Below are 13066 nucleotides of genomic sequence, written 5' to 3'. Positions count from 1 at the left end.
TTATGTCAGAGTCAGCTCAATCCACGGCAGGCGGCGACGAACGGATCAAAGAGATCTCGCCGTTGCGCCGCGCTCTAATCCGCCCGGAACTGGGCGGTATGGTCGGAACTGTCGCCGTTTTCACCTTCTTTCTGCTGTTTGCCTTTGACAGCGGCATGTTCAATTCTCAAGGCGTGATGAACTGGTCGATCGTTTCAGCCCAGTTCATGATCATCGCCGTAGGGGCTTGCCTGTTGATGATCGCGGGTGAGTTTGACCTGTCCGTCGGGTCGATGATCGGGTTTGCCGGGATGATGATTGCCATCTTCTCGGTCACGCTGACTTGGCCGGTCTGGATGGCGATCATCGTCACGTTTGTTCTGTGTGTCTCTATCGGTGCACTCAATGGCTTTATCGTCGTGCGCACCGGATTGCCCAGCTTTATTGTGACGCTGGCGTTTTTGTTCATCCTGCGCGGCTTTACGATCTTTCTGCCGCAGACGATTGAACGCAAGACCATCATCGGCGGCATCAAGGATGCAGCAGAAGGCGATTGGCTCGCTTCGGTTTTTGGCGGCAAGGTGTTTCAGGGCCTTTTCGTTTGGCTGGGTGACAATGGGATCATTGCCACGTTCGAGCGCGGATCGCGCCTAGGCGAACCAGTGGTGGACGGCATTCCGATGCTGATCATCTGGGCCATCGGCATCATCATTTTTGGCCATGTTTTGCTGACTAAAACCAAGTTCGGAAACTGGATCTTTGCCGCAGGTGGAGACGCCGAGGCCGCACGGAATTCGGGTGTGCCTGTGAACAAGGTGAAAATCCTGATGTTCATGTTCACTGCCTTTTGCGCCACTGTTTTTGCCACCTGTCAGGTGATGGAATTCGGCTCGGCCGGAGCTGATCGTGGATTGCTGAAAGAGTTCGAGGCGATCATCGCCGTGGTCATTGGCGGTGCATTGCTGACCGGCGGCTATGGCTCGGTTCTGGGCGCGGCGCTGGGCGCGCTCATCTTTGGTGTGGTGCAGCAGGGGCTGTTCTTTGCGGGTGTCGAAAGCTCGCTCTTCCGGGTGTTCCTGGGTGTGATCCTGCTGGGAGCGGTGATCCTGAACACCTATATTCGTCGCATCATCACAGGAGAACACTGAGATGACTGGAGACAGCAAATTCCACCACGGCGACGCACAAGAGCGAAAGCCGATCATCCGTATGGTCGACATCCAGAAACACTTTGGGTCTGTGATCGCGTTGGCTGGCGTCAGTTTCGACCTCAAACCGGGTGAGTGTCATTGCCTGCTGGGCGATAATGGTGCGGGTAAGTCTACCTTCATCAAAACGATGTCCGGTGTGCACAAACCAACTGCGGGTGAGATCTTCTTCGAAGACAAGCCCATGCATTTCGAAGATCCGCGAGACGCGATTTCTGCAGGCATCGCCACGGTGCACCAGCATCTGGCCATGATCCCGTTGATGAGTGTTAGCCGCAACTTCTTCATGGGCAATGAGCCGACGCGCAAGGTGGCGGGGATCAATTTCTTCGATAAGAAGCTGGCGGATGAGATCACCATGGAAGAGATGCGCAAGATGGGCATCAACCTGCGGGGACCGGATCAGGCGGTTGGCACATTGTCGGGCGGCGAACGCCAGACCGTTGCGATCGCGCGCGCGGTGCATTTCGGAGCGAAGATCCTGATTTTGGACGAGCCGACCTCGGCCCTTGGGGTGCGTCAAACCTCGAACGTGTTGGCGACTATCGATAAGGTGCGAAGTCAGGGCGTAGGCGTCGTGTTCATCAGTCACAACGTGCGTCACGCGCTGGCTGTCGGCGACAGATTTACCGTTTTGAACCGGGGCCAAACACTGGGCACTGCGAAACGGGGTGAGATCACGCCAGAAGAGCTTCAGGACCTGATGGCAGGGGGTCAGGAGCTGGCCCAGCTGGAAGGCTCGCTGGGCGGAACAGTTTAAACCACCGATGCTCCGCAGACATGCGGAGTATCGAACTAAGTGGTGGTGCAAAACCACAAATCGTCAGGTCCATTCGGTTGGCCTGGAACCTTCAAAAATGTGAATACCGACGGAATGCCGATGGCGGCTTCGTGTGGAAAGGGATCATGATGAGCAAGACAGTCCGACTGACCGCGGCGCAGGCTCTGGTGCGCTATATCGGGGCGCAGTTAAATGAGGCCGGGGAGCCCTATATCGCAGGTGTCTGGGCCATCTTTGGCCATGGCAATGTGGCGGGGTTGGGTGAAGCTTTGCATGCCGTCAGAGACAGCCTGCCTACCTATCGTGGTCACAACGAACAAACGATGGCCCATTGTGCGATTGCCTATGCCAAACAGATGCGCCGCACGCGGGCGATGGCGGTGACGTCGTCCATTGGGCCTGGGGCCACGAATATGGTGACAGCGGCGGCTTTAGCCCATGCCAACCGCTTGCCAGTTCTGATCATCCCCGGTGACGTGTTCGCCACGCGCGGGCCCGATCCGGTGCTGCAACAGATCGAAAACTTCGGCGATGGTACCGTCAGCGCCAATGACTGTTTCCGCCCGGTCAGCCGGTACTATGACCGTATCTCGCGCCCCGAACATCTGTTGACCGCGCTGCCGCGCGCCTTCCGCACCATGACGGACCCGGCTGATTGCGGCCCGGTGACGCTGGCCTTCTGTCAGGACGTGCAGGCCGAGGCTTATGACTATCCTGAAAGCTTCTTTGAACCACGCGTCTGGTATCAGCGCCGCATTCGCCCGGATGAGGGCGAACTGGTGCGCGCTGTCGCCGCGATCAAAGCCGCCAAGCGTCCCGTTATTGTGGCCGGAGGCGGGGTGCATTACTCGGGTGCGACCGATGCGCTGCAAAGCTTTGTTGAAACCCACAATTTACCCGTCGCTGAAACGCAGGCGGGCAAGTCGGCTTTGGCCTGGGACCATCCATTGAATCTGGGCCCCATTGGCGTGACCGGTGGAGAGCCTGCCAACGACGTCTGCGCCGAGGCTGATCTGGTCCTAGCGGTTGGTACGCGGTTGCAGGATTTCACCACCGGATCCTGGGGCCTGTTTTCGAACCCCGAGCGCGAGATGGTGTGCCTGAATACAGCCGCCTATGACGCCGAAAAGCACGGGGCAATACCCCTGCAAACCGACGCTCGGGTTGGTTTGGAAGAACTTGGCGCAAGCCTACAGGGATACAGCGCTGACTCTGTGGCTGACACGCTCAAAGCGGATTGGTTTGGCAAGGTCGACAAGCTGACCGACGCGCCTGGCGATGGGAATGCATTGCCGACCGACATGCAAGTGGTCGGCGCGGTTCAGCGTGCCTCGCATGACGATACGGTTGTGATGTGTGCGGCAGGCACCATGCCGGGTGAGCTGCACAAGCTGTGGAAAGCCCCGCGACCCGGGGCCTATCACATGGAATACGGGTTCAGCTGCATGGGATATGAGATCGCCGGTGCGATGGGCATCAAGATGGCCCAGCCGGATCGCGACGTGATCTGCTTTACCGGCGACGGCACCTATATGATGGCGAACTCGGAAATGGCCTCTGCCGCGATGATGGGTATCTCGTTCACCGTGGTGATCACCGACAACCGTGGATTTGGCTGTATCAACCGCTTGCAGATGGGCACTGGCGGGGCTGAGTTTAACAACCTTCTGGATCACGCGGTGCACGAAACGCCCTCGGCCATTGATTTTGCCGCCCACGCGGCGGCGATGGGGGCGACCTCGGTCAAGGTCAGTTCGATTGCGGAATTGGAGGATGCGCTGGCCAAACGCGCCGACATCAAAGGGCCCTACGTGGTTGTCATCGACACCGATCCATACCCGTCCACCGAATATGGCGGCACGTGGTGGGAGGTCGCCGTGCCCGAGGTCTCGATCCGTCCCGAAGTCAATGAAAAACGCGCAGCCTATGAAGTTGCGATCAAGGAAAGAAACACGAAATGAGCGTGAAGATCGGCATCTCTCCGATTGCGTGGCAGAATGATGATTTACCCGACCTGACGGCGGCCTACACTATGGAACAGGCGCTGAAAGAGGCGCGAGAGATTGGCTATACGGGCGTCGAGCGCGGCCAACGGATGCCCGGCGATACCGAAGGGTTGCGGGCTTATCTGGATGCCAGCGATATTGCCCTGTGTGGCGGCTGGTGTTCCGGCGCATCGTTGCTCAATGACTTCGCAACCGAGCGTGAAGCCGTCCGCGAACAGGTCGAGCAGTTCGTGGCGCTGGACAGCCCGTGCATTGTCTATGCGGAATGTTCCAACACCATCCAGACGGAGGCAGGTACGCCGGTCAATCACCGGCCCAAACTGTCAAAAGATGAGGTGCTGGCCTACGCCGCCAAGATCACCGAACTGGCAAAATGGATGGCCGATCATGGCATGCCCATGGCTTATCACCATCACATGGGCACCATCATCGAAAGCGAAGATGATGTGAACTGGCTGATGGAAGGGTCAGGTCCCGAGGTGGGATTGTGTTTTGACACCGGTCATCTGTTGTTTGGCGGCGGCGATGTGATGGCAACCTTGAACCGTTGGGGCGACCGAGTGCGTCACGTACACTTCAAGGATATCCGCCCTGCTGTTGTGCAGGATGTGCGCGAGAATAATCGCAGCTTTTTGGATTCGGTCATCGCTGGGGCCTTCACCGTGCCTAGTGACGGCTGCATCGACTTTCAGGCCGTCGCAAACGCGCTGAAGGCGATGGACTATAGCGGCTGGATCGTGGTCGAGGCGGAACAGGACCCGGCCAAAGCACCGCCCTGTGAATACTCCAAACTGGGTTACGACCACATCGTTGATGTCTGCGGCAAGGCAGGATTGGAGATAGCGGCTTAGTACACCGCCCCAAGGGGCAACACCGAAGGCCATGAGAAAGGAGTCTGTCATGGTAACTCAAGACCTCGGATATGTCGGCTATTTCGACCGGGAATCCTGTGATCTGGATGAATTCAAGGTGTTGACTTCTCAGAACCTTTTGATTGATGCGGTGCCCCAGGCGGCAACGGTCGAAAAGAACGTGCCGGTCTATGACATGCAGGTACTACGCCCGATGCTGGAGCGGCCCGACGCGCGGCAAGCATTGCTGGCGGAATGGGGCTGGGTGTTGGACAAATCCGCCGGGGTGATCGCGCTGAAAAGGGCCTATCCGGATACCGCTGTTATCGACCGAGCGACGGATGTGTTTCGCCAGATTATTGACGAGGAACGTCAAAGCGGATCTGGCGAAGGCGACCACTTCGCTGCCTCAGGCGCCAACGACCGGATTTGGAATGCGCTGCAAAAACAGTGCCTGCGTGATCCCGAAGGCTTCGCGCTTTACTTCGGGAACACGGCAATCGCGGCGGCTTGTGAGGCGTGGCTAGGTCCTAATTATCAAGTGACTGCCCAAGTCAATCAGGTGCGACCCGGAGGCAAGGCGCAGCAGGCGCATCGGGACTATCACCTAGGGTTTCAAAGCGCGGACAGTGCGGCGCAGTATCCGGTCCATGCGCATCTGGTAACAGCCTCGCTGACCTTGCAGGGCGCAGTGGCCCATTGCGACATGCCTGTGGAAAGCGGCCCAACCAAACTACTGCCCTTCTCGCAGCTTTATCAGCCGGGCTATCTGGCGTTCCATGACGAAGCCCACAGGGCGCATTTCGAGGACAGCTATATCCAGTTACCGCTGGAGAAGGGCGACGCGGTGTTCTTCAATCCGGCGCTGTTCCATGCTGCGGGGGAGAACAGCAGCGCTGATATTCACCGAATGGCGAACCTGCTGCAAATTTCCTCGGCCTTTGGGCGCGCGATGGAGGCGGTGGATCGCCAGGCGATGTCTCTGGCGGTTTTCCCATCGCTGGTTTCCTTGAAACAGCGTGGAGCATTGGATGCGGCGCAGTTGGAGGCCGCCATAGCGGCCACTGCAGAGGGTTATCCGTTCCCAACCAATCTGGACACGGATCCTCCGGTCGGGGGCAACGCGCCGGAAAGTCAGGCGGATATCCTGCGCCGCGCTGTTGCGGAAGGATGGACCAAGGCGCAACTGTCCCAGACACTCTCGGACCTGACCCAAAGGCAAGCTGCCTGAAGCAACCGGGCGGTTGTCATGGCCGCCCGCAAGGAGAACAAGATGGCGGATTTGCACAAAAAACCCCTCGGCACACATGGGAAAGTTCACGATATCACCCCAGCCAGCGCGGGATGGCGTTACGTAGGTTTCGGTCTTTATCGCCTGCGCGCAGGTGACAAGGCGGCGGAGCCAACCGGGGATCGCGAGGTCATTCTGGTGATGGTCGAAGGCAAGGCGCAGATCACCGGGGCGGGGCAGGATTGGGGCGTTCTGGGCGACCGGATGGATGTGTTCGAGAAGACACCGCCACATTGTCTCTATCTGCCTAACGGAACCGAATGGGAGGCCATCGCAGAAACCGATTGCGTCATCGCTGTGTGTTCGGCACCGGGCAATGGCGGGCACGAGGCACGGCGGATCGGTCCCGATGGCATTACCCTGACTGAACGCGGCAAGGGCGTGAACACGCGCTATATCAACAACATCGCGATGGAAAATGAAGACTACGCCGACAGCCTGATGGTGACCGAGGTCTTCACGCCGAACGGCCACTGGTCCTCCTATCCCAGCCACCGCCATGATGAAGACGATTACCCTCGGATCACTTATCTGGAAGAAACCTATTTCCACCGTCTCAACCCGGCCAATGGGTTTGGCGTACAGCGGGTCTATACCGATGACGGTCAGTTGGATGAAACGATGGCGGTGTCCGACGGCGACGTTGTGCTTGTCCCGCGCGGACATCACCCTTGCGGTGCGCCCTATGGGTTTGAGATGTATTATCTGAACGTCATGGCAGGACCGTTGCGGAAATGGCGGTTCGTCCCGGCCCCTGAGGTCGAATGGATCATGGAGCGGGACACCTAACGCCTAGCTTTGCGGCGGAGCTCCGAATGCGCGAATAACCACGCGGGCTGCCGCCTCAACCGGGTCGTGCGTTTCTTTCAGGATCGTCACACGGTCGAACCTCTCGGGGTCAGCGTTCACGGCCTCACGCAAAGCTTGTCCGAATGCCATGCGCAGCTCGGTTCCGATGTTGAACTTGCAGATTGATGTCTCGCGGGCAAGGCGTGCGCGCTGTTCGACCGGCACACCCGAGCCCCCGTGAATGACCAAAGGCACATCGGTCTTGGCATCGATCTGAGCGATACGGTCCTCGTCCAGACCGCCCTCTTTGTCCTGCTGCAAATGGACATTGCCAACCGAGATCGCCATTGCGTCCACCCCGCTGTCGCGGGCGAATTGTGCGGCTTCGGACGGGTCGGTTCCGTTGGATCCTTCGCCGCCAGCATAGCCCACGAACCCGATCTCGCCCTCGCAGGAGATCCCTGCCGCGTGGGCCATTTCAGCAATGGCTGCGGTCTCGTCTATGTTCTGTTGCAGCGGCTTGCGCGAGCCATCGAACATCAGTGAGGTAAAGCCGCTGTCCAGCGCGATCTTGCACTCTTCAAACGTATAGCCGTGATCCAGATGAGCGACGACGGGGACAGAGGCCCCTTCGGCCAGATGGCGGAACATCTTGCCCAGAATAGGCAGAGGCGTGTGCTCGCGGCAGCTGGGCCCCGCTTGCAAGATAACGGGCGCGTTCTCGGCCTCGGCAGCGGCCACATAGGCGCGCATATCTTCCCAGCCCAGGGTCACAAGCCCGCCTACCGCATAGCCCTGCCGATAGGCGGGTTGCAGCACGTCTTTCAATGTCACGAGCGTCATTTGAACTTTGCAATCATGTCTTTGATGCCCGGGATCGTCTCGACCTGATAGGCATGGGTGGGTTGGAAATACTGTACCAGAGAGCGCTGCGTCAGCCCGCCAAGGATGGTGAAATAGTACATCTCATACCCCGGCAACACGCAGCAGGGATGGTAACCCTTGTCGATGCAAACGGTCGATCCATCGACGATGTGATAGGCATCCCCCGGCTCATTGTCTTCACGCTGCAGCATTTGCAGGCCCGAGCCCCAGTTGGGTTTGAAGCGGAAATTATAGGTCTCATCGTGGCGCGTTTCATCTGGCAGCCGGTTGGTGTCGTGCTTGTGGCTGGGAAAGCCGGACCAGCCGCCCTGACCTACAGTGAACAGTTCACTGACCAGCAGGCGACCTACTTTGTCATGTTGTTTCTGTCCGAGGATGTGCTTGATCTTGCGGTGTGTTTTAGTGTCGTCGCTGCCATATTGCACAAGGTCGTGTTCACGCACGTCGAAGGGGTCCAGCACCTTGTCGTACTTCGCCCCTGCGACGAAAACCTCGGTCGCGTCCGAGACACAGGCCATCTGCACCTTTGCACCAACGGGGACATAGACACCTTCGGGATCGCCGTCCCAGACATCCTCCCCCCTGTTGCCAAGCTGGGGGAACTGCACCCCTTCGACAGAGATATCTACGGTGCCGGTTGCGGGTACGATGCAGGTTTCGTAGCCGGGCACCTGATATTCGAACGCCTCGCCTTTTTGCAATTTGACGATGTTGAAATAGTTCAGAGGAACCATCGGGTCATCGATATCAACGATGGCGGCGTTCTTGTTATCATATGGCGCAATATGCATGGGATATTCCTATGTGGTCGGGCCGGGATGATCGGCCAGAAATGCGTCGAGTTCAGCAGTCGTAGGCATTGCCGGCGCGCAGCCGGGTTTTGAGACCACGATTGAAGCGCAGGCCGAACCGCGCATCACTGCGTCTTTCAACGGATACGCTGCCGCGATTGAGGCCAAGAGCCCGGCCATGAAGCTGTCACCAGCCCCGACCGGCTTGATGGCTTTCACCGGGTAGATACCGGTTTGGGTTTCCTGCCCATCTGCCAGCGTTACGGCGCCTTTTTCACCCATCTTGTAGATGACGACCCGGCCCGGTTTTTCCGCGAGTTCTTGTGCTTTGGCAAAACCCTTTTCGATGCCGCCCGCCATAAAGCCGAACTCTTCATCATTGCCTACGATCAGATCGCTTGCTTCACCTGCGCGCGAAAGAACTTCTGCGGCAACCTCGGGCGAGGGCCAGCTATACGGGCGATAGTCGATGTCGAAGATGATGGGCAGACCGGCCTTTCGCGCGTTTTCAAACCCGCGGAACGTCGCACTGCGCGAGGGTTCGGCGGCGAAAACGGTACCGGCGGACACCAGAGCGGTGAATCTGCTGAAATCAACGCGATCCATGTCTTCTTCGGTGACCTGAAAGTCGACCGCATTGTTTCTGTAGATGACGTTTTGGAAATCGTCCGTTCGGCTTTCATAGATCGCAAGTGACATGCGATGCTCACCGCCGATGGTGCGAATGCAAGACGTGTCTACGCCGTAGTGGTGCAGGCGATTCATGCAGAACCGTCCGATCGCATCATCCGAGATTGATGTGATCAGCGCCGCCTGACTGCCCAGTTTGACCAGCCCGGCACCGATATTGGCGGATGATCCACCCAGATCAGCGTAGAACGTATCGGCCTCTTCACTTTTGGCGCCGATCGGGGCTGCAGTCAGGTCCATGCCCGCGCGGCCCAGTATGGCAAATCGGTTTCCTTTGATGCCGTCGATCAGGGGGCTCACGTCATTTGTCCTCCGACAGGGTGGTGGCAAAGTTTGGACCTTGCGTTGAATCGATTCACACGATACTGATTTTGCAACCGGTTGCAAATATAATGTTCGGAGCCGCAAAAGATGCCTGAAATCGGAATTGGAATTGTTGGTGGCGGCTATATGGGCAAGGCGCATTCCGTTGCCATGTCCGCCGTGGGTGCGGTGTTCAACACAGCGCTCAGACCAGGGCTCGAATTGATTTGTGCCTCAACCCCCCAAAGCGCAGAGCGCTATCGCGCCGCATACGGCTTTCAGCGCGCAACCGACGATTGGCGGGTTTTGGTTGATGACCCAAAGGTAGAGGCCATTGTCATCGCGTCGCCTCAGGAAACTCATCGTCAGATTGCCGAAGCGGCCTTTGCTTTGGGTAAACCGGTTTTGTGTGAAAAACCTTTGGGTGCATCGCTACAGGATAGTCAGGCGATGGTCAGTGCCGCCGAGGCAGCAGGCGTCGTCAATATGGTCGGCTTCAACTATATCCGCACACCCGCCAGCCAGTTCGCGCGCCAATTGATCGCAAGCGGCGAAATCGGTGACGTCACCTGGTTTCGCGGAGAGCACACCGAGGATTTCTATGCCGACCCGCAGGCCCCGGCCACGTGGCGGACAACAGGTATGGCAAACGGGACGATTGGAGATCTGGCCCCGCATATGGTGAACGGCGCGCTGGCGTTGATCGGCCCGATCACGCAGGTGATGGCCGATGTCGAAACCGTTCACCGCACGCGTCCGGGTGGTGAGGTCACAAATGACGATCACGCTCAGATGATGTGCCGGTTCGAAAACGGTGTGATGGGCAACCTCTATTTCAGCCGTGTCGCAACGGGCCGCAAGATGGGCTATGCCTATGAAATATCTGGCACAAAAGGGGCGATCCGCTTTGATCAGGAAGATCAGAATGCCTTGTGGCTGTATCGGCGCGAAGGCCCCGAGGCGCAGCGGGGATTCACCAAAATCCTGACCGGCCCCGCCCACCCGGATTATGAGCCCTTCTGTCAGGGCCCCGGACATGGCACCGGTTATCAGGACCAGATTATCATCGAGGCGAAGGACTTCCTGCACGCCATTCACACCAGCGAAGCGATCTGGCCCACCTTCCGCGACGGGCATGAGGTCAATCGCGTGCTGGCGGCGGCGCTGGCCTCCTCGGACCAGCGGCAGTGGAAAAATATCAGCGATTTCTGATCGTTCAACGACAAATTCTGAAGAGAGACTTAAGACCATGGCAAAGCTGAAATGGGGTATGATTGGCGGTGGCGAGGGCAGCCAGATCGGACCCGCCCATCGGTTGGGCGCGCAGGCGGATGGGATGTTCGAATTCGCCGCAGGTGCCCTGGATCATCGCCCGGATGTGGGTAGAGAATACGCCCAGCGGCTGGGCATCACCGCCGACCGGGCCTATGGCAACTGGCACGAGATGTTGGCGGGTGAGAAAGACCGCGCAGATCGGATTGATCTGGTCACGATAGCCACGCCGAACTCCACCCATTTCGAGATTGCCAAAGCCTATCTGGAAGCCGGATTCAACGTGCTGTGCGAAAAGCCGATGACCATGACGGTGGAAGAGGGCGAAGAGATCGTGCGCGTGGCCGAGGCCTCGGGCAAGATATGTGCAGTGAACTATTGCTATTCGGCCTATCCGATGGTGCGTCAGGCCCGCGCGATGGTGCGGGCAGGAGAGATCGGCAAGGTTCGTCTGGTCGTGACCAATTTCAGCCATGGACATCATGGCGATGCGACAGACGCCGATAATCCGCGCGTCCGATGGCGCTATGATCCGGCCATGGCCGGTGTCTCGGGCCAGTTCGCGGATTGCGGCATTCATGCACTGCATATGGCCAGCTTCATCTGTGATGATGAGGTGAAATCCCTGTCGGCCGATATGGCTTCGACCATTGCCAGCCGGGAGTTGGAAGATGACGCAATGGTCAACTTTCGGATGGAAGGCGGCACGGTTGGGCGACTTTGGACCTCATCGGTGGCGATTGGGCGGCAGCACGGCTTCGACATTCAGGTGTTTGGCGAAACCGGCGGTTTGCGCTGGGCGTCCGAACAGCCGAACCAGTTGATCTATACGCCGGTTGGCGGGCGCACTCAGATCATCGAAAAGGGTGAAGGCGGGTTGCATGACGAGGCGCAGCGTCTGTCGCGGGTCGCCATCGCTCATCCCGAAGGGTTCCCGCTGGCCGTGGCCAATATCTACTGCGATCTGGCTGATGCGATCCGGGGTGAGGCACCTGATGGTCTGCCAGACGCCGCCGATGGGGTGCGTTCCATTGCGGCTGTCCATGCAGCGGTCGCGTCTGGCAAAGAGGATGGCGCCTGGAAAGACGCCCGCCCGCCAATGTTCCGCTAATCAGGGACGGGGCCGCAACGTGCCCCGCTCAATCACCCGACAGGGAAATATCCGGGCCTCAGGGTATCTCTGGGGCTCTTTCAGCATCTCTTCGACCAGATCAACCGACGAGGTGATGATCTGCTTGATCGGCTGGTGAATGGTCGTCAGATCAATGCTTTCCCAGCGTGCCATCTCCATATCATTCAGCCCGATGATGCCGATATCCTCACCCGGTTTCAGCCCATGATCTGAAAGGGCCGACAACGCACCGACAGACAGGATATCGTCACCGCAGAAATACCCGTCGGCCGGAGAACCAATCAGCAAGCGCAACATCTCGGCCCGTCCAGCCTCAAACGAATAATTCTCGGCGAAAGAATACGAAATCTGCAGCTCTGGATGCTGCTCGGCTTCCTCAATGAACCCGCGGTATCGATCCAAAGCCGAGGTCGCGCTCTTTGGCCCACCTAGATATCCGACATGCTTGTATCCGCGCGCGACAAGCTCGCGCGCCGCCATGCGACCACATTCGACATTGTCGATGCCAACCACATGCACCTCGGGCGATGTTGCTGAACGCCCAAACGTGTGCACCACCGGCACACCGGCATCATGGAAAGCTTTGGCAAAACTAGGGGGCAGGGTCGAAGAGGCCACGATGACCGCATCGACTGAATACTGACGCAGCATGCGGACGGAATTGGCGGGCTCAGTCTCATCAGTCAGGTTCACGATCAGCGGGCGCAGCCCGCGTTCCTGCAGGGCGCGGGTGAACTGGTCGAACACCTCAAGGAAAATAGGATTGTGAAAGTTGTTGGAAATCAACCCAATCAGCTTGGTCCGCCCGGTTGTCAGCGATGAGGCTAGCGCGTTTGGACTGTACCCCAGCTCTTGCGCGGCTTTTTCGACCTTGCTGCGGGTTTTGGCCGAGACCGAGGCGCCTTCGGTAAAGGTTCGCGAAACTGCGGACCGGGATACGCCTGCCAGTGCGGCGACGTCTTTCAGTGTAACGCTCAAAATTGATACCGTCTGTGCCGTGCAGGCGTTGGGATTGTCATTGCAGGCTATTATGCAGCTAAGCGACGGTTTTGCAACCGATTGCAATGGGGGTGCAGGATCTGAGATCG

Annotated in this window: 12 protein-coding genes; 8 read left to right on the top strand and 4 right to left on the bottom strand. The window is 58.4% G+C overall.

Features of this window, described 5'->3' with window-relative positions; all coding sequences use genetic code 11:
- Window positions 1–2 precede the first annotated feature (2 nt).
- The 6 genes from ACR0DH_RS09355 (at window position 3) to iolB (ending at window position 6905) form a co-directional block, all read left to right on the top strand.
- Window positions 3–1127 carry an ABC transporter permease gene (locus ACR0DH_RS09355; RefSeq protein ID WP_480548690.1) on the top strand — a complete coding sequence of 375 codons (1125 nt, stop codon included), beginning with the start codon at window positions 3–5 and terminating at the stop codon, window positions 1125–1127.
- A 1-nt stretch (window position 1128) separates the two neighbouring features.
- A complete protein-coding gene (locus ACR0DH_RS09350) occupies window positions 1129–1947 on the top strand; it encodes an ATP-binding cassette domain-containing protein (RefSeq protein ID WP_480548692.1) in 819 nt (272 codons plus the stop codon).
- Between the two features lie 149 nt (window positions 1948–2096).
- A complete protein-coding gene (gene iolD / locus ACR0DH_RS09345) occupies window positions 2097–3929 on the top strand; it encodes a 3D-(3,5/4)-trihydroxycyclohexane-1,2-dione acylhydrolase (decyclizing) (protein WP_480548694.1) in 1833 nt (610 codons plus the stop codon).
- Window positions 3926–4825 carry a myo-inosose-2 dehydratase gene (iolE, locus tag ACR0DH_RS09340; RefSeq protein ID WP_480548696.1) on the top strand — a complete coding sequence of 300 codons (900 nt, stop codon included), beginning with the start codon at window positions 3926–3928 and terminating at the stop codon, window positions 4823–4825. The genes iolD and iolE overlap by 4 nt, the downstream gene beginning before the upstream one ends.
- 49 nt (window positions 4826–4874) lie before the next feature.
- The gene (locus tag ACR0DH_RS09335) at window positions 4875–6056 is read left to right on the top strand and encodes a phytanoyl-CoA dioxygenase family protein (RefSeq protein WP_480548698.1); all 1182 of its coding nucleotides are present in this window, start codon (window positions 4875–4877) and stop codon (window positions 6054–6056) included.
- A 42-nt stretch (window positions 6057–6098) separates the two neighbouring features.
- On the top strand, window positions 6099–6905 hold the full coding sequence (gene iolB, locus ACR0DH_RS09330) for a 5-deoxy-glucuronate isomerase (RefSeq protein ID WP_480548936.1): 807 nt from the start codon (window positions 6099–6101) through the stop codon (window positions 6903–6905).
- A 3-nt stretch (window positions 6906–6908) separates the two neighbouring features.
- On the opposite strand, the gene ACR0DH_RS09325 is transcribed toward iolB, so the two are convergent.
- From ACR0DH_RS09325 to iolC, 3 genes are read right to left on the bottom strand one after another with little or no spacing between them, the layout of a single operon-like run.
- The gene (locus ACR0DH_RS09325) at window positions 6909–7748 is read right to left on the bottom strand and encodes a class II fructose-bisphosphate aldolase (protein WP_480548700.1); all 840 of its coding nucleotides are present in this window, start codon (window positions 7746–7748) and stop codon (window positions 6909–6911) included.
- Window positions 7745–8581: a 5-deoxy-glucuronate isomerase gene (locus ACR0DH_RS09320; RefSeq protein WP_480548702.1), complete on the bottom strand. Its 837-nt coding sequence runs from the start codon at window positions 8579–8581 to the stop codon at window positions 7745–7747. Before ACR0DH_RS09320 ends, ACR0DH_RS09325 begins: the two co-directional genes overlap by 4 nt.
- Window positions 8582–8590: 9 nt before the next feature.
- Entirely contained in the window at window positions 8591–9571 is a 981-nt protein-coding gene (gene iolC, locus ACR0DH_RS09315; RefSeq protein WP_480548704.1) for a 5-dehydro-2-deoxygluconokinase, read from the bottom strand.
- A gap of 111 nt (window positions 9572–9682) precedes the next feature.
- On the opposite strand from iolC, the gene ACR0DH_RS09310 reads away from it, so the two are divergent.
- Both ACR0DH_RS09310 and ACR0DH_RS09305 read left to right on the top strand, forming a co-directional pair.
- Window positions 9683–10786: a Gfo/Idh/MocA family protein gene (locus ACR0DH_RS09310; protein WP_480548706.1), complete on the top strand. Its 1104-nt coding sequence runs from the start codon at window positions 9683–9685 to the stop codon at window positions 10784–10786.
- A gap of 37 nt (window positions 10787–10823) precedes the next feature.
- A complete protein-coding gene (locus ACR0DH_RS09305) occupies window positions 10824–11957 on the top strand; it encodes a Gfo/Idh/MocA family protein (RefSeq protein ID WP_480548708.1) in 1134 nt (377 codons plus the stop codon).
- On the opposite strand, the gene ACR0DH_RS09300 is transcribed toward ACR0DH_RS09305, so the two are convergent.
- Complete coding sequence (locus tag ACR0DH_RS09300; protein ID WP_480548710.1) at window positions 11958–12956, bottom strand: LacI family DNA-binding transcriptional regulator; 999 nt, start codon at window positions 12954–12956, stop codon at window positions 11958–11960.
- Window positions 12957–13066 lie beyond the last annotated feature (110 nt).

This window comes from Ruegeria sp. I1 (genome assembly GCF_056532675.1).
This window is presented reverse-complemented; position numbering and strand designations above follow the sequence as displayed.